The sequence below is a fragment of the Flavobacterium aquidurense genome (assembly GCF_002217195.1).
Taxonomy (GTDB): Bacteria; Bacteroidota; Bacteroidia; order Flavobacteriales; family Flavobacteriaceae; genus Flavobacterium; species Flavobacterium frigidimaris.
In genome coordinates, this window is the sequence record NZ_MUGR01000024.1 from 28,402 (window position 1) to 46,181 (window position 17,780).

The 17,780-nt window shown below is 33.2% G+C and carries 18 protein-coding genes; 7 read left to right on the plus strand and 11 right to left on the minus strand.

Going from position 1 to position 17,780, the window contains the following annotated elements; all coding sequences use genetic code 11:
* Positions 1 to 4: 4 nt before the first annotated feature.
* Entirely contained in the window at positions 5 to 1,498 is a 1,494-nt protein-coding gene (locus B0A67_RS12430) for an aminotransferase-like domain-containing protein (protein ID WP_072959338.1), read from the minus strand.
* Between the two features lie 64 nt (positions 1,499 to 1,562).
* On the opposite strand from B0A67_RS12430, the gene B0A67_RS12435 reads away from it, so the two are divergent.
* The 5 genes from B0A67_RS12435 (at position 1,563) to B0A67_RS12455 (ending at position 7,654) form a co-directional block, all read left to right on the plus strand.
* Positions 1,563 to 3,425 carry a TonB-dependent receptor plug domain-containing protein gene (locus B0A67_RS12435; protein WP_072958802.1) on the plus strand — a complete coding sequence of 621 codons (1,863 nt, stop codon included), beginning with the start codon at positions 1,563 to 1,565 and terminating at the stop codon, positions 3,423 to 3,425.
* A gap of 177 nt (positions 3,426 to 3,602) precedes the next feature.
* Positions 3,603 to 4,451, plus strand: a complete 849-nt coding sequence (locus B0A67_RS12440; RefSeq protein ID WP_084074530.1) for a helix-turn-helix domain-containing protein — start codon at positions 3,603 to 3,605, stop codon at positions 4,449 to 4,451.
* A gap of 79 nt (positions 4,452 to 4,530) precedes the next feature.
* Positions 4,531 to 5,256, plus strand: a complete 726-nt coding sequence (locus tag B0A67_RS12445; protein WP_072958809.1) for a siderophore-interacting protein — start codon at positions 4,531 to 4,533, stop codon at positions 5,254 to 5,256.
* Positions 5,257 to 5,395: 139 nt separating this feature from the next.
* A complete protein-coding gene (locus B0A67_RS12450) occupies positions 5,396 to 6,655 on the plus strand; it encodes a putative DNA modification/repair radical SAM protein (protein WP_072958812.1) in 1,260 nt (419 codons plus the stop codon).
* A gap of 216 nt (positions 6,656 to 6,871) precedes the next feature.
* Entirely contained in the window at positions 6,872 to 7,654 is a 783-nt protein-coding gene (locus B0A67_RS12455) for a TIGR03915 family putative DNA repair protein (protein WP_072958815.1), read from the plus strand.
* Positions 7,655 to 7,679: 25 nt separating this feature from the next.
* On the opposite strand, the gene B0A67_RS12460 is transcribed toward B0A67_RS12455, so the two are convergent.
* On the minus strand, positions 7,680 to 9,260 hold the full coding sequence (locus B0A67_RS12460; RefSeq protein WP_072958818.1) for a Na+/H+ antiporter: 1,581 nt from the start codon (positions 9,258 to 9,260) through the stop codon (positions 7,680 to 7,682).
* A 33-nt stretch (positions 9,261 to 9,293) separates the two neighbouring features.
* The gene (locus tag B0A67_RS12465; RefSeq protein WP_072958821.1) at positions 9,294 to 10,190 is read right to left on the minus strand and encodes a helix-turn-helix domain-containing protein; all 897 of its coding nucleotides are present in this window, start codon (positions 10,188 to 10,190) and stop codon (positions 9,294 to 9,296) included.
* A 191-nt stretch (positions 10,191 to 10,381) separates the two neighbouring features.
* Between B0A67_RS12465 and B0A67_RS12470 the strand changes: the two genes are divergently transcribed.
* Positions 10,382 to 11,362, plus strand: a complete 981-nt coding sequence (locus B0A67_RS12470; RefSeq protein WP_072958843.1) for an aldo/keto reductase — start codon at positions 10,382 to 10,384, stop codon at positions 11,360 to 11,362.
* Between the two features lie 63 nt (positions 11,363 to 11,425).
* Here the strand turns inward: B0A67_RS12470 and map are convergent, their stop codons facing one another.
* The 8 genes from map to B0A67_RS12510 form a co-directional block, all read right to left on the minus strand.
* Entirely contained in the window at positions 11,426 to 12,190 is a 765-nt protein-coding gene (map, locus tag B0A67_RS12475) for a type I methionyl aminopeptidase (protein ID WP_072958846.1), read from the minus strand.
* A 28-nt stretch (positions 12,191 to 12,218) separates the two neighbouring features.
* Positions 12,219 to 12,581 (minus strand): nuclear transport factor 2 family protein, encoded by a 363-nt coding sequence (locus B0A67_RS12480; protein ID WP_072958849.1) that lies wholly within the window; start codon positions 12,579 to 12,581, stop codon positions 12,219 to 12,221.
* Positions 12,582 to 12,705: 124 nt separating this feature from the next.
* Positions 12,706 to 12,963, minus strand: a complete 258-nt coding sequence (locus B0A67_RS12485; protein ID WP_072958853.1) for a hypothetical protein — start codon at positions 12,961 to 12,963, stop codon at positions 12,706 to 12,708.
* A gap of 407 nt (positions 12,964 to 13,370) precedes the next feature.
* Positions 13,371 to 13,952 carry a hypothetical protein gene (locus B0A67_RS12490; RefSeq protein WP_072958856.1) on the minus strand — a complete coding sequence of 194 codons (582 nt, stop codon included), beginning with the start codon at positions 13,950 to 13,952 and terminating at the stop codon, positions 13,371 to 13,373.
* Between the two features lie 62 nt (positions 13,953 to 14,014).
* The gene (locus B0A67_RS12495) at positions 14,015 to 14,869 is read right to left on the minus strand and encodes a HEPN domain-containing protein (RefSeq protein WP_072958859.1); all 855 of its coding nucleotides are present in this window, start codon (positions 14,867 to 14,869) and stop codon (positions 14,015 to 14,017) included.
* Between the two features lie 12 nt (positions 14,870 to 14,881).
* A complete protein-coding gene (locus B0A67_RS12500) occupies positions 14,882 to 16,153 on the minus strand; it encodes an AbiH family protein (protein WP_072958861.1) in 1,272 nt (423 codons plus the stop codon).
* A 61-nt stretch (positions 16,154 to 16,214) separates the two neighbouring features.
* The gene (locus tag B0A67_RS12505; RefSeq protein WP_072958864.1) at positions 16,215 to 16,805 is read right to left on the minus strand and encodes a recombinase family protein; all 591 of its coding nucleotides are present in this window, start codon (positions 16,803 to 16,805) and stop codon (positions 16,215 to 16,217) included.
* Between the two features lie 155 nt (positions 16,806 to 16,960).
* Positions 16,961 to 17,230, minus strand: a complete 270-nt coding sequence (locus B0A67_RS12510; RefSeq protein ID WP_072958867.1) for a helix-turn-helix domain-containing protein — start codon at positions 17,228 to 17,230, stop codon at positions 16,961 to 16,963.
* Between the two features lie 130 nt (positions 17,231 to 17,360).
* On the opposite strand from B0A67_RS12510, the gene B0A67_RS12515 reads away from it, so the two are divergent.
* Positions 17,361 to 17,732, plus strand: coding sequence for a hypothetical protein (locus B0A67_RS12515; protein ID WP_072958870.1), 372 nt, complete (start codon positions 17,361 to 17,363; stop codon positions 17,730 to 17,732).
* Positions 17,733 to 17,780 lie beyond the last annotated feature (48 nt).

Below are 17,780 nucleotides of genomic sequence, written 5' to 3' on the forward strand. Positions count from 1 at the left end.
GCATTCAACGAATTGCTATAATAGCATCAAGTGATTGACGTAAAATTTCGATTGCATTTTCCATTTCTGTTTCATCTAAATGCCCAAAACCTAATCGGGTAGCGGTAAGATCTCTGGTTTGATATAAAATGGTCTTCGGTAAAAATAATCCATTTGAGGCACATTGTTTCTGAAGCTTTATCAAATTAAAATTATCCAGCCATTCTACCCAAATAGCCAAACCCCGAAGAGGCACCTTAAACTTAATTTTTCCTCTTAATTTTTCCTTCAGTAATAAAACAAAATAATCCCTGCGCTCTTTGTATATTTTTTTGTTTTTTTTCGAAAGACGATGTACTTCACCTTCCCGGATCCATTCAGTCAGAACTTGTTCTTTGATGACATCGATTCCCGGTTCGAGAATATTCTGATGCTTTTCGAGTTCTTTTATAAAGGCGGATGGAGCAGCAATAAAACCATAACCAAAACCCGCCGGTAATGACCGCCCAAATGATCCGATGTAAACCACTCTTTCGTTTGAATCTAAGGCTGCAAGAGGCAACACGGGATTGTTATCGTAATGAAAATCAAAATCGTAATCGTCTTCTATAATCACAAATCCGTAGCGATTGGCCAGTTCCAGAACTTCCATTCGTCTTTTTGCACTGAGTGAAGTTGTTGTTGGGTAATGATAATTGGATGTCAAATACAAGATCCGGATCTGATGTTCTTCGCAAATTTGTTTTAAATGTTCCGTATTGATGCCGTCTTTGTCAACCGGTATAGTTATAATTTGAGCTCCGCTATCAGACAATGTCATGTTCGAAATATAGTAACCCGGAGAAGCCACGACAACTTTATCTCCTGGTGAAATCAATAATTTTGTTACCAGATATAAGCTTATTTCATGACTGCTCGTCGTAAGTAAATTTGATATTGAAATGCGAATCCCGCGCGTCAGGTTTAAAAAATTAGAAAACTGGGTTTTAAAATTCAAATGAGAATCCGCCTGAATTTGTTCCCATGTTTTAGTGCTCTTTTGTCTTTTTAGTTTAGAAACATAAAGTCGTGCCAGAACATCGGTCTGAACCAATCGTAGATCCGGTAAACCATCATTGAACTGATAAGGCAAATCACTTGTTTCTTTTGGGTTTTCGAGAATGGTAGAATGCTTAAAAGTAAAACCGATAATGGCTTTTGATGAATTTTGACTTGCTATAGAAGTAAATTCAGCTTTATTTTTCAGTTGTTTTTCAGATAGAATAAAAGTTCCCTTATTGGGCAGGATTTCGATCCATCCTTGCAGTTCAAGATCCTGAAAAGCTTTGATGAGTGTATTTCTGTTTACGGCTAATAATTTGCATAATATGCGGGTTCCCGGAAGTTTTGTACCCTCTGGAAGTAAGCCAATCTGAATTGCTTTAATAAATTCAAAAACAATTTGCAGGTATAAAGCAGTAGCTTCCTCAGGCTTAAGCTGAATGAAACTTTTGAAAGGAATTTGAACCGGACTATCCATTTTTATAAAACTGGTACACATTAGTAGTACGGCAAGATACTACTTTTGCAAAAAATTAAAACAAATGACAAAACTTTATTTTGCTGCACTGACCTTATTTAGTGTTAGTTTACAGGCTCAGGTGCAAAAAGATACCATTAATATTGATGAAGTAATCATTCATGAAAACCGATTTAGTACGCCAATATCCAAGAAAAACAGAAATGTATATGTAATTGATAAAGCAACAATTGCAAAACTTCCGGGACGATCTGTTCAGGAAATCCTGCAATATGCCAATGGCGTTGATCTAAGGCAAAGAGGTCCTTTTGGGAGTCAGGCAGATGTAAGTGTCGATGGCGGAAGTTTCGAACAAACCGTTGTGCTTTTAAACGGAACAAAAATTATCGATTCCCAAACGGCCCATAATATGCTGAACCTGCCTATTCCGGTTGAGGTTATCGAGAGAATCGAAATTATTCGTGGTCCGGCAGCGCTTACTTACGGAATTAACAGTCTGACGGGAGCGATCAATATTATTACCAAAAAACCAACGAAGTCAGGATTTCTTGTGAATTCTTATGCAGGTTCTAATTTTGAAAAAGATACGCAGGATACCGGAGATACATTTTATGGTACCGGAATTCAGGTGGGAGGAGTTTTGAGTAAAGAGAAACAACAGCATTCGCTTTTTGCTTCTCATGACAAAAGCAACGGATACCGATACAATACCGCTTTCGAAAATAATAAAATATTCTATCAGGGTAATTATCAGCTCAATGATAAAAACGAGATTTTAAGCTCGTTCGGTTATATAAATAACGGTTTTGGTGCTAACGGATTTTATGCCGCACCGGGCGATAAGAATTCAAGTGAGGTTGTGCAGACTACTTTTGCATCTGTACAATCGAAACATTTATTATCCGAAAAATGGACGTTAATGCCAAGATTGAGTTACCGATATAATTATGATGATTATCGTTACTACGGAATTTCGAACCTCAACGCGGGAAGAAGCCAGCATTATACCAATTCATTTGCTGTAGAAGTTAATTCATCGTATAAGATGGAAAATGGCGAATTAGGATTTGGTGCAGAAGCAAGAAGTGAAGATATCAGTTCATCTAATATTGGAGATCATAATCGAGAGAATTATGGAATTTACCTACAGTACCGAACGACTTTTATCGAGAAACTTGATGTAAATTTAGGAGCCTATGTCAATTATAATTCAGATTATAAGTGGCAGGTTTATCCGGGGCTTGATGCGAGTTATGCCATAACAGATGCCTTTAAGATCATCGGAAATATTGGAACCAGCCAGCGTATTCCTTCTTTTACAGATTTGTACCTGAACCAGCGTCCGGGAAATATCGGAAATCCTAATCTCGAAACTGAAAATGCTTTTCAGAGCGAAGTGGGATTCAAATACATCAAAAGAGAGTTTACTTTTAATGCCAATTATTTCTATAGAAAAATCAACAATTTTATAGACTGGACAAGAAATGTTACTACTGAACCTTATCAAAGTAACAACTATGGCAATCTGAATACAAACGGTTTTAATTTGCGCACCAATTATAGTACGCACTTTTCTGCAAATTCAAGATTAAATATCAATTTGGCATATTCTTATTTAGATTTCAAATTTCAGGATGTTATTCCGGTAGTTTATTCTAAGTATCTGGTTTCGTCATTAGAACACCAGATAACCAATACGATAGATTTTCAGCATAAAAATTTTACGGCATTATTTGCTACCCGTTTTAGTCAGAGAGTTACAGGTCCGTCATATTGGGTAAATGATTTTAGAGTAAGTCAGGCAATCAAAAAAGTAACGGTTTATGTCGATGCGCAAAACATTTTCAATACGACTTATTATGAAGTAGGAGCAGTGCCTCTTCCTTCAAGATGGTTTAGTCTGGGAGTAAAATTTGTGACTTTCTAAGCTTGTTTATTCTTTTAAAATGATAAAATCCCTTTAATCAGTTGATGGTTAAAGGGATTTTGCTTTTTAAAAATAGATTACTTGACAGAGATAATCATTTTAGGATTAATTTTCTAAGTTTGTACAAACCTTATCGTTTAGAATTTACGTGTTATTGATAACTCCAAAAAGTACAATTTGAAAATTCCTGTTTATAATCAGAGTTCAGAAGCAGTTGGTGGTATTTATATCGCCGAATTATCTTTATTGGGAGTAGATTCAGAATCCATAAATAAATTAGGAACGCATCGCGATGATTTTTATATTTTATTTCTATTGACCAAAGGAAAAATGATCATGGAATGTGACATGATAGAGGTAAAAGCAAGTGCGTTAAGTATTGCAATAGTTAAACCTTTTCAGATTCATGCGCCAAAAATGGTTTCACCCGATGCAGCTGGATACTATATTAGTGTCGCCCCATTTTTAATTCCGAATGATTGTGCAGCTGTTTTTGAGAACCTGAAAATTACAGATCAGTTCAATAAAATTGATAAACTCGAGAAGAAGGATCTTTTGCAAACTGTTATGCTATTACATAGTTCTTTCGAAAAAGCGATTTCGAATAAAACCGCTATTGTCAATGGTCTTTTTAATGCTTTGGTTTACCGTTTTGTCAATATTTATTCAGCTTCCAATACTTCGGTATCAGAACTTAAAAATCAATCGATGCTGATTTATTCTAATTTTAAACAATTAATTTCTGATGCTACCTTTTTAGAAAGCCCGTCTTTTTTTGCTAAAAAGCTAAATATTACTACTTCACACTTAAATTATTGTGTTAATGCTTCGACAGGTAAATCCGTTACGTATTGGTTGCAAAATGCGATGATTTTAGAGGCACAGCGATTTTTGTATTATACAGAATATGATGTAAAAGAGATCGCTTTTATGCTAGGCTATGAAGACCATACTTATTTTTCGAGATTATTCAAGAAAATAACCGGCGAAACCCCTTTAGTCTTTAGGTTAAAATTCCGCGAATAGTCCAATCATCCCTATTTCTTCTGCAATCTGTTTTTTAGGTTTTAGTTTCAATTTTGCATTGAAATTAAAACATATCATTATGAATTCGATGCCTAAAATTATTGGAGATTTTATGGAACTTGCCTTTAGCAGTAAAATTTGCAAAGTAAAAGTTACCGATACTAAAATGCTGAGCCAAAATATAAAGAGAATCAGGTTCAAAGGTCATTTTCCGCACATCAATTTTAAAATTGGCCAGGCCATAATTATCAGGATTGATGATACCAATTACCGCAATTATACACCCAGTAAATGGAATAGCGAAAAAGGAACATTTGAAGTTATTTTTCATATTCATAAAAATGGTCCGGGAAGTTATTTCTTCGAAAACCTAAAGCCTGATGATCAAATAACGGTGGGAATGCCGCGAGGTTTTGAGTTTTTTAAAAAAGAAGAAAAATACCAGTTTTTTTATGGAGATGAAACCTGTATTAGTGTTTTTAAAAGTTTTAAGGATGAAATAAATGCTAATGAAAATAATTACCTCGGTATTTTAGAACTGGATCCTGATGATATGGAAGTTGCTGATAAGTTAGGTTTTTCGGTTGATATTGTTCCAAAGTCTGCCAACAAAGCTGAATTTGCAATAGAAACACTGAATAAATTAGATGCTAAAATTTGGGATTTATGGCAACACGGACAATTTTATTTAATGGGAAATGCAAAGTCTATTCAGGCGTTTAGAAAAGTCTTAAAAGAAAAAGGTGTTCTCAATAAAAAAATCTATACCCAGGCTTATTGGGTTGAAGGGAAAATTGGATTATAGTCACATAATCAAATAGTTGTAGTTCTATTGCTGAATTTTGATACAATTTAGAACAACCAATTTCAGATTTTTTGCATCATAAAAGAGTAGTTTTGAGGTGAAACAAATTTAGTTTTTTAACCACAAAAAAAGGCTCAAAATGGTACTTGAAAGAGTGATGGAGAAGTTGTCGATTTTGGCTGATGCTGCGAAATATGATGTTTCATGTTCATCAAGTCAAAGTAATCGAAAAAATAAGGATAACGGATTAGGAAATGCAAAAGGATACGGTATTTGCCATTCGTATACCGAAGATGGGCGTTGTGTTTCGTTGCTGAAAATTTTACTCACCAATCATTGCATTTTTGACTGCGCGTATTGCGTAAGCCGAAAAAGTAATGATGTAAAACGTGCCGCTTTTACCGTGCAGGAAGTGGTCGATCTTACGATTGGTTTTTACAGAAGAAATTATATCGAAGGTTTATTTTTGAGTTCCGGAATCTTTGATAATCCGGATTATACGATGGAACGTTTGGTGAGGATTGCCAAGAAATTACGATTAGAAGAAAATTTTAATGGCTATATACATCTTAAAGCCATTCCCGGAGCAAGCGATGAATTACTGCAACAAGCCGGAATGTACGCCGATCGTTTGAGCGTAAATGTAGAAATGCCAACAGAGAAAAGCCTGAAATTATTAGCGCCCGATAAAAATCATATCGACGTGATCAAACCAATGGAATATCTGAAAAATGAAATCGTTGGTCATAAGGAAGAAAAAAAACACAACTACAAAGCGCCAATTTTTGCTCCGGCAGGGCAAAGTACGCAAATGGTGATTGGTGCAACCCAGGAAAATGATATGGAAATTCTGGGAATGGCCAATTATTTTTATGATCAGATGAACATGCGACGTGTTTATTATTCGGGATATGTTCCCATAAGTTATGACACGAGGCTTCCTGCAATAGGAACTCCGGTTCCTATGATTCGTGAAAACCGTTTGTATCAGGCCGATTGGCTGATTCGGCTGTACGGATTTAATGTAAATGAAATTGTGGGTTTCGATCAGCCTAATCTGGATCTTGATATCGACCCCAAATTAGGATGGGCATTGCGCAATATGAACCAGTTTCCGGTTGATGTCAATACGGCAGATCTTGAACTCATTAAGCGTATTCCGGGTATCGGGTTTTTGAGTGCCAAAAAAATTGTCGCTGCAAGAAAGTTTAAAAAACTGGTTCCTCAGGATTTACAAAAATTAGGAATAGCCTACACGCGTGCCAAATATTTTCTGGCATTTGCAACGCCATTTCAATTACAAAAGGATTTAACTTCTATTCAAATCAAGAATCATATTTTAGATACACAAAAAAGTAAATACAAGAATGACTTTTCGAATCAACTTGCTTTATTTTAGTTAATTAAATGCAATGGGAGTAATTTTTAATGCATAGAAACATAGCCTTTGATTATTAAATAAAGGCGTTTCACTTGATTAGAACGCATATAGCTATGTGAAAGAAATATATTTCTTTTTTTGTATCCTTCTTCATATATAAAATCTATGTTTCTATGTGTTTAATATCGAGCAAACGAATAGACGAAGTAATCACAATTACGGAATAAAATTAGAATGACACAGATAATTTACGATGGAACTTATGAAGGTTGGGTTACGGCCGTATTCGAAATTTATGAATATAAATTGAAGGATATTGTTTTTGCCCAAAACGAAGCTTCTGCCGATTTGCTTTTTTCAACCAATCATATCGTGATTACCGATGAGGTAAAAGTAAAGCGCGTTTTAAGCGGATTACAAAAGCGTCTTTCGAAAAATGGATTTCAGGGTTTGTATAATGCCTTTTTATCTGAAACCAATAAGGTCGAAGAAATCATGTTTCGATATATACAATATGTATTGTTAAGTCCAGTAAATGTAGAGGATGATTTTGGCAATAATGATGTTTTAGAACTTCGAAAAGCCATTCGACTAACAGGAAAAGAAGCACATCGAATGGAGGCATTCGTCAGGTTTCAATTAACAAAAGACCAATTGTATTATGCAATCGTCGAACCGGATTGCAATGTTTTGCCCCTTATAGAAAATCATTTTAAAAGCCGTTACGCTGATCAGCGCTGGTTAATTTATGATGCCAAACGTAAATATGGTATTTATTATGATCTTAAAAGTGTTTCGACTGTAGCATTACAATTTAATACTGAAACTAATTCTTCTAAATTTTTAGCCGAAATAAGCGATGAGGGCGAAGAACTTTTTCAGGATTTATGGCGCAATTATTTCAAGAGTGTCAATATTGAATCCAGAAAAAATACAAAGCTTCATTTGCAGCATATGCCAAAACGATACTGGAAAAACCTGACGGAGAAAATTCCGGATATCAAGGGTCGCGTTTAGTAGTTAACACTTTAATAAATGTCTTTTAAAGGTAACGCAATTTTTCCTCCTCAATATCTAAATAATGCATTTGGCGTCTAATGATGGTTTCATCCAGCGTTTGATCTTCTTTGTTTTTACTGATCAGCCATTGTCTTTGCTTATTTAATAAATCGAGATAAATTACTTTAAGTTCCTGGCCTATTGCTTCATCATCAATGCCATTACTGTATTGTTCCCATTTGTGAATAAGATGTTGTAGCGAAGTATTATTTTCGATCTGATCGCTATAATTGGTTTTAAGATAATCTAAAGCAAATTCGGCTAATTCGTGACGCAGGTTATTATGAACTTCTTCTTTTGGCAGAGGATCATAAACATCTGTAAGATTGATTTTTTTTATGAAATAAGGTAATGTAAGTCCCTGAATGACCAGCGTTAAAAGAATAACAATAAAGGTGATAAACAAAATAAGATTTCGCTGCGGAAAACCGTTTCCATTATCCAAATAAACAGGTATAGATAAGGCAGCGGCCAATGATACTACGCCTCTCATTCCCGTCCATCCTAATATAAACGGAGTTTTGTAGCCGGGATTCCTGCTATCGGCAACAGTAATAAAATTTCGTGCAATAAGCGTCACAAGGACAGCACCGTAAGAAGATAAGATCCTACTGATAATTAAAACAAATGTTATCAGAACGCCATAACCAATTGCCGACGAAATGCTAACAGCCTCGACTTTAAGTCCGTTTGTAATTTGCGGAAGATCCAGGCCAATCAGCATAAACACAAAACCATTGAGGATAAAAGTAAGACTTTGCCAAACATTTACACCTTGTAAACGAGATCTGCTGCTCAAAAATCGGTGTCGGTTATTAGACAATAGTAATCCGCCACATACCACGGCCAATACACCGGAACTATGAACTTCTTCGGCAGCCAGATAAATAATATACGGGGTAAGTAATGACAAAACAATATCTACATTGGCATCCGTAGGCAAATATTTATGCGCTTTCATAAAAAGCCATCCAATTAATAAACCAATTCCAACGCCGCCAATAATCATCCAGCTAAAACTTACTGCAGCTTTATAAAATATAAATTGCTCTGTCGCTACCGCAATCATCGCAAACCTAAAAATAATCAACGAAGAAGCATCATTGAGTAAACTTTCTCCCTCTAAAATCGATGAAATAGTTTTGGGTACTTTTACAAATTTCAAAATAGCACCGGCACTTACTGCATCCGGAGGAGATACAATTCCGCCCAAGACAAAACCCAATGCTAATGAAAATCCGGGTATGATATAATTAGCAACTAATGCTACAGATAGAGCCGAGACAAAAACAACGACAAAGGCAAAACTGGTAATAATGCGTCGCCAGCGCCACATTTCTTTCCAGGAAACTGTCCACGCCGCTTCATACAATAATGGCGGCAGAAAGATAAAGAAGATAAGATCAGGTTCGATTTGTATTAAGGGAACTTTTGGGATAAAACTAATAGCCAATCCCGCCAATACCAATAATATTGGATAGGCTACTTTTATTTTATTGGCCAGCATAATCAGCAATAAAATAACAATTAAAAGGCCTAAATAAAAAGGAAAGTTATCAAGCATTCTTTTGGTTTATAAAATCTGGTTAGTCGATTTTTAGTTTAAATTTCGGTATTCGATAGGTGTGTATCCGGTATTCTTTTTAAACATTCGGTTAAAATGCTGTGGATATTTAAAACCCAGTTCAAATGCGATTTGACTAACAGATTTATCCGCGTCAAAAATGCGTTCTTTAGCTAAGGTAATTAATTTTAACTGAATGTGTTCCTGTGCAGATTTGCCTGTTTCTTTTTTAATTAAATCGCCAAAATAATTAGCAGAAAGATGCAGATGATCTGCAAAATAGCCAACAGAAGGCAATCCCGAATCTTTTGCAATTTCAGATAAAAAATATTCGTTTAGCAAATTTTCAAATTTCGATAAAACATCAGTATTGATATTTTCCCTCGTGATAAATTGTCTGTCATAAAAGCGAACACAATAATTGAGCAACAACTCTATGTTATTACTGATGATGCTTTTGCTATGTTTATCGATAGACTGGCTTAATTCATATTGTAATTTACTGAATAAATCTTTTATAATCTGCTGTTCTTTCAAAGATAAATGCAGCGCTTCATGCGAGTCATAAGAGAAGAAAGAATATTGATTTATGTTTTTTGCCAGTGAAGTCCCTCTTATCAAATCAGGATGAAAAAGTAATGTTAAGCCCGTAGATTTATAATTATCTGTATTATTAACCTCGAGTACTTGTCCCGGTGCTACAAAAACCATTGTACCATCATCATAATCGTAATTGTTACGCCCGTATTTTAGTTCACCGCAATTTCCCGCTTTTAAAAATATAGCATAAAAATTAAAATGTATTCGGGTATGATTCGGCAGTGCTTTACTATTAGAATTATCAAAAACACTTATTAAAGGATGCTGGGTTTCAACATCTTTCAATTGATTGTATTGTGTCACTTTTTCGAGTTTTATAATAGGATCCATGATGCGTCTGTGAAATTATATACACAAATATACTACTCAGATTTTTAATAACTTAGCGTGATTATGCAAATCAGTAAAAATGGTTATAATAGCAGTAATATGTATTATAGGCAACTGAGATTATTGGAGGAAATTTGTAGTATTAAAAATGTTACTAAACACATCAGATCACTATTTTTAAAAATAAAATTATGGAAAAGAGAATATTAGGAACTCAGGGTTTAGAAGTTTCTGCACTGGGATTGGGTTGTATGGGATTAAGTTTTGCTTATGGTGCCCAAATAGAGAAACAGCATGCTATAAAAATAATTAGAGAAGCCTACGAACAGGGAATTACCTTTTTTGATACTGCCGAAGCGTATGGTATTGCCAACGAAGAATTGGTAGGAGAAGCTTTAAGCCCGTTTAGAAAAGAAGTGGTTATCGCTACTAAATTTGGTTTTAAAGACGGACAGGCGTTTAACGGACAAGATAGCCGACCTGAAAATATCAGGGCTGTGGCCGAAGAATCTTTAAGACGTATGAAAACGGATGTTATTGATTTGTTTTATCAACACCGAGTAGATCAAAATGTACCAATTGAAGATGTTGCCGGAACAGTGAAAGATCTGATACAAGAAGGAAAAGTAAAATACTTTGGAATGTCTGAAGCGGGTGTGTCCTCTATTCGAAAAGCGCATGCTGTTCAGCCTGTATCTGCTTTACAAAGTGAATATTCGATTTGGTGGAGAGAACCTGAACTAGAAATTTTACCAACACTCGAAGAATTAGGGATTGGTTTTGTACCCTTTAGCCCTTTAGGAAGAGGATTTCTAACCGGAGCAATTACAGAAAGCACCAGTTTTGAAGCGACCGATTTTAGGAATAACTTACCTCGTTTTAGTGAAGAAAACAGAAAAGCCAATCAAAAATTAGTTGATTTACTATCTGCCATTGCTTCTCAAAAACAAGCAACTCCTGCGCAAATTGCATTAGGTTGGTTATTGGCGCAAAAACCGTGGATTGCACCAATTCCGGGAACAACAAAATCACACCGATTAACAGAAAATATTGGTGGAGCTTCGATTAAATTATCTGTCGAAGATATTAAAAACATTGATGATGCTTTTGCTCAAACCACGATACAAGGAGATCGATATCCTGCACAATTGCAAAAAGCGGTAGACAAGTAAAACAACAAAACCCTTAAATAATAGTATTTAAGGGTTTGCTTTTTTATGTCGTTTTAAAATCTGTTAGTTCCAGATTCCGTTCATTTCGGTCAAAATAATTGGTTTACCGTTCGTAACCACAATCGTATGTTCGTGTTGGGCCATATGGCCGCCTTTATTACCTACCATTGTCCAGCCGTCATTAAGTTCTACGGCAAGAGAAGATGAGGTTGAGATAAAAGTTTCGATGGCTACAACCGAATCCTTTTTAAAACGTCTTTGATCAAATCGGTTTTTATAATTTAATAATTCATCCGGTTGTTCGTGCAGGCTTCTGCCAATACCATGTCCTCCCAGATTTTTGATTACTTTGTAGCCTCTTTTTTTAGCTTCAGTTTCGATAAGATATCCTATTTCAGAAATCTTTACTCCGCCTTTTATATTATCTATTGCTTTTTGTAAAATATCTTTTGATGCATCAACCAATTTTTGATGTCCGTTTACATCTTCACCAATTACAAATGAACCTCCATTATCTGACCAAAAACCGTCAAGTTCTGCCGAAACATCAATGTTGATTAAATCACCTTCGTTAAGAATTCTTTTATCTGACGGAATACCATGACAAAATTCATTGTTTACACTAATGCAAGTCCATCCCGGAAAACCATACGTTAAATAAGGTGCCGATTTTGCGCCTAAATCGTTCAGGATTTTTCCGCCATAATCGTCTAGTTCCTTTGTTGTCATTCCTGCTTTGGCAAAGTTTCTCATTTCTTTCAAAGTAAAAGCTACAGCTTCACTTGCCTTTTGCATTCCTATTAATTCGGATTCTTGTTTTATTGACATGATTTTGTTTTTTCTGATGAATACAAAATTAGTTATTTTCTACCGGTTCAATGTCCATAGTTTTGATCAATCCGTCCTGAAAAGTATAAATATGCTTTACCAGTCCGTCAAAGATTAAACTGCCTTGTAAATCTTTTACATTTTGATGCACCTTAACTTCCAGGCTTCCGTTTTCTCTTTCATCAAAACCAACAGGTTCTACTTTTGGGTTGATTTCCGTCCATTGTCTTGTCCAGTATTCTTTGATTTCATCATGACCGCTTATGTAGCCGCCTTCCCAGGCTTTTGACCATTGCACATCATTTTGCATTGTCGATAAGGCGTTGTCAATGTTTCTTTCGTTAAACGCAGCATAGGCTTTCTTGATGATATCTTCGAATTGATTTGTCATGGTATTAGTTTTAAATCAAACACTATTTTTTATGAGATAAAAAGAGCTGCTTTTTATATGTTTGATCAAAAGTACAATTTTTCGTATAATTTATTGACTAGAAATATAAAAGCTATACCAAATTCTATTTCTCTTCGTCTATACCATCAACTGCAGAAATCTGATCAAGGATATTGGTTTGGTTGGGTGAGATATAGTTTTTTACTTCACTAGGAGTTTCTTTCTTAAAAAGAATGTCCAATGCATTGTAAAGTTTCAATAAAACATCTCTGTCTTCTTTTTCAATTTCTAAAGCAGTATTAAAATTAAAAACATAATTATTCGAATTGCGTACTTCTACTTTTATCGTTTTTGATGTGATTTTAAATTTAACTATATCCATTGTTTCTTCTTTTTTAGATATTTTAGATGTTTTTATGAAGTTTCTTTAAACAAAACTACAATAAAAAAACCCTAATCAATTGATGATTAGGGTTTTGTTTTTATGTAGCGAGGACGGGAGTTGAACCCGTGACCTCAGGGTTATGAATCCTAATATTAGACACGGTAATTATTTGTATCGTGTTTAGTAGTAGGCTTTTTAAAAAGCCTAATTCCGTTTTGATACGTTTTCAGCTGTTTTCGTCACTCCATTTCGTCACTCCTTATTCCTGTAATAATGGTGAAATTTGCTACCAGCAGTGTTGTCTTAGAACATTTATAATTTGAATGGCAAATATATGTAAATGTTCTTTATTTCTAAGGTAAATTAGAAATTCTTTTACTTATTCATGTTAGTGTTTTTGAGTGTTATTTTTTGTAGTAATCAATTTCGTCTCTCATTAATTTTTCAATTACTTTCCATAGGTCACCCATCTTTTTTCCTCTTTCTTCATGGTTAAGACTTTGTAATTGTTCGCCTGTATAATCAATACTATCAGATAAAGATAATTTACTTAAAACAGTTTGAAATTCATCTGTAAAATCATCTACTAAAATTTTATACTCATCAATTTTAGGCAATAATTTTTCACTAGCGACTAATCTCAATTTGTTTAATTCCTGATTCATAATCATCATAGGTTGAAGAGAGCTTTTTGTGAATTCTAGCAAATCTTGATTGAACTTTATTAATGCTCTATTTGTCCTTTCTTCGTCACCTGTTAGTATTTCTGTCATAATTTCAGAAGAAATGCCATAAGTCATTTTTGGGTCATTTCTCATTGACTTACTCATCTCGTCGACCTTATTCATAAAGTTTGAATATACTTCAAATCTTTTATCCAAAGCTTTGTCAGATTTTTGATATTTTCTATTTAGAATGAATTGAGTTATTGCCCAAATCCATCCTAATACGCCCAAAATAATTATAAAGTAATCTTTTATTTCCATTTTAATAAGTTTTGATAGATATGTTGGTGATTAATAATCATCACTTAATATCAATGAATATTCTATTTAAAAATAGCTGTTTGAAAGTCTTCATCATTAATCATTTTGTTGTTTTCAATCATGAAAATAACTAATTCAGCAAGTAAACTAAAAGAGCCGACTAATGCTTTTTCAGTTTCAGTTTCCTTAATATTAGAGCCATGAACAACTTTAGAACGCAAGCCATATAGGCTTTTGATTTCTTTAAATTTTAGTACTCTTTCTTCACCTCTTTCACGTAGTAAGGATGATATACTTAATGATAATCGATAAGTAATTTCTGTTGAAACATCAACTATGCTTTCAATTGCAGCCCAAATAATTGCAATAGCACTTTTAATATCTACACAATACCTCCAAGAATTTATTACTTCTATAGAATACCTGAATTTTTCATATTTATAAGCTAAAGTATTTGCTACTTCAAAATGCTTTTTAATCCAATCGATATCTGTATTTTCAATTTTGATTTCTTGCAGAGTTTTTAGTTGAATCATATTGACATGATAATCACAAAGCCCTGCTTGGATATTTTCAGGGTCTTTTAAATTGTTCCAAGAGCGATTCAGCAATGCAACTGAATTTATCGACGTTTTATTTCGTAAGACAAATAGTGTATTTACTAGCCAAGCTCTGTTTAAAATGTCATAGCCAAAAGTGGATTCATTTTCGGAACTAACGATTTCAAATGTATTTTGTAAATAACAAAAAGGCTCAACTAATGACCATTGTTTAAAACCTTTTGCTCCTAATCCCGCCAATTCAAATACAGATAATTTATTTATTTTTCTTATCTTTAGGTATGGCAGTAATTCTATTTCATTTTCTTCGAAATAGATACCATTTCCTAAAATGTACCATGTTCCTTTTGTTATCATCAATAGAGAATTTTATGTTAGAGGTTCACAGTATTCTTTATTTACGACCTTGTCTCTCAAAACAGCTTTATTACTAAAATTCCTTGTTATGTTTCTTACAATTTCACTATAATTATCATCATCTACCCTTTTGTAATAGAATGGTTTTATAGAGACACAATTTTTATGTTCAAAAAGTGTGCTTAAGAGTGTTCGGTCTGAATTTCCGCAAGAATGTCCAAAAATGAATATTTGGTAATCGCCACTGTTTAAAAACTCTAATAGTTTTTTGTAGTTGTCGGTTTCCAAATATTTAATAGATTTGATATTTTCAAGATAAGTATTGTCATTTAGATTTTCAATTGATTTGTAATCTTCGTCTATTTCGTCTCCAAAGCCGAAGATGACATTATTATTATCTCTACTATCTGTAGTTCCATGAATGTGAATTGTACTTTTCTCTAGTTTTTTATTTACGTTTCGTGGAAGGTCGTACCAACTCATACTATAATATAATCTTTCCGTAAAAGTGTAATTGAAGTTCAAGAATAAAATTTCGTCTGGTTGTAGGTTAATGTAATCTGTAATAGAATCGTTAAGTAGTCTTTTTCTTATGTTTTCTAAAGGGTCATTTTTTCCTATAGGAGAAATTATAGCTTGCTTTTCTTCACTTAAATCTTCGATACGAATGTTTCCAGTTTTAATACCTTTAAGGTCATCTTTTATTTTTTGATATTCTATTTCAACTAACTTGTTGATAGATGCTTCGGTAAAATCTCGTAATTTAAAATCAGAATAAATTTTATATGCAATAGATTTTTTTATATTTTTATCAATGTCACTTTTATCAAAGCTCTCGTTAAAATGGTTTTCAACGTCTTTTAAATAGGATTCTAATAATTTTTGTACCTCAGTAAAATCCGAATTTAGTTGAGAAATTTTATATGTACATTTTTCATCCTTAAATGATTCTTTTAAAAGTAAATAATATTCATTTTCTATATCGACCCAATTTTGAATTTGTTTTTTATCGTTGATGTGTTCTAGAAATTTATTTTTAAATTTTAGTTCACTTCCATGTATGGTTAAAGTAGTATTTAATTCCTCGAATTTAACAATTGAAGAAAAATATACAGGTTTTGGTAATCGAGTTAACTTAATTTCTGAATTTTCAAATGATTCCTCTTTATTTAACTTGATATCTGCTATTACTTTAAACCAATAATAAGAGATGAAGTCATTGTAGCTTGTTTTCATTCCATGAGCTAAATCAAATCCGTTTCCAATAAGTATAATTCTATTCATGATTTTGTTTTAATCAAATATATAGAATATTTTTTCTTACAATATTGAATGCTGAATTTATTTACAATAACATTTTTCTAATCTTGAGAATAGTGTTATTTGATAAATTCGTAATCGATGCCAGTTTTCTAATTGAATAATTTTTATCTTTTATTAATTCCAAATGAGATTGATTGTACTTTGATAAAAATTGTTGAGGTGTTTCACTAGTGTTTAATTGTCTCCCTTTATAAGTTCCTTTTGCTTTAGCAATTAAGATACCTTCTTTTTGTCTTTCTAGTAAAGATACTCTTTCCATTTCTGCCACATTACTTAAAACATCAGTTATCATTTTAAAGATAGGATTGGATTTGTTGTCAATCATTGAGTATAAACCAATGTTCTCTACATATACATTAATGTTAAGATTACTTAAGGTATTTAATGTTGTTTGAATGTCAAATGCATTTCTTCCTAATCTGTCGATTGAATGAACTACTAGCGTATCAATTTTTTGATTGGATATATCATTTAATAACTTGATTGCGTTAGGACGTTCGTTGAAGGGAATCGAACCACTACACTTATCAATATATTGTTTATGGTCAGATGTTAATTGTCTGTCAATATTCTGTTCTGTTGTACTAACTCTAATATATTTTGCAGTTTTCATGTTCTTTGCTTTTGTTGAAACAAAGATAATGAATTTTGTTTTATTGTATCAATTTTAGAGTTGTTATTTTTGATACATTTTAAAGTCAGTAAAACTGTTCATGTTTTAGTTGAAATTGTATGACCACTAGAGTATAATGTAAAAAAGTTACAGTTTTAATGTTCATTGAAACCTGTGAAGAATTCTTCTAGTGTAACATTCATCAACTTTAGAATTCTTATAAGTGTATTTAATTGAATATTTGCACCAGCTTCATACTTTCCATATTGAGGTCTACTTATATTGTTTTCGTATGCAAAGTACTCAGAGTTAGTGTAACCTGCTTTTTTTCTGAAATACTTTAATCTTTCGCCTACTTTTTTTAAGTAGATTATTTCTTCATTTTTTGTTTCTTTCGTAATCTCTTCGTTATTTTTTGAAGCCATTTTTTCTCTCTTTTTATAGAGCAAATCAAAAGAATGTCTTTAAATTATGTAACTCTTTATACGGATACTCTATATAAAGAGATTTATTCATATATTTGCCTGCATTTTAAATCAACCAAAAACACAAAAAATGAATAATCCATTAAAATTTATCGTAAGGGGTTCTGCTCTTGTATTTGCAATTCTTTGCTTTGGAGGCTACATGTACAGTCTTCGTATCGAAAATGAATACAGGCAAGAGCATCCAAAAACGAAGAGTCTAGAGGAGCTAAAAACATGGGCGCAGACAGAAATCATCCAAGACTATTGCGAAAGATATTCTTACGTAAAAACTATTAACAACGAAACAAACCAACAGAGAGAACTAAGTCGTGTAAATAACAGCAGATATATGTATGTACCGCAATTAGTTCGAAATGTCATTGAGGATAATGATTTACCTGACAGTTACGCTGACGAATTATTTCACTTCGTTAACAAAGAAATAGATAAATGCCAATAATCTAATCATTCTTACGGAGGTTAGAAGTATTGATAAAACCAACTTTAA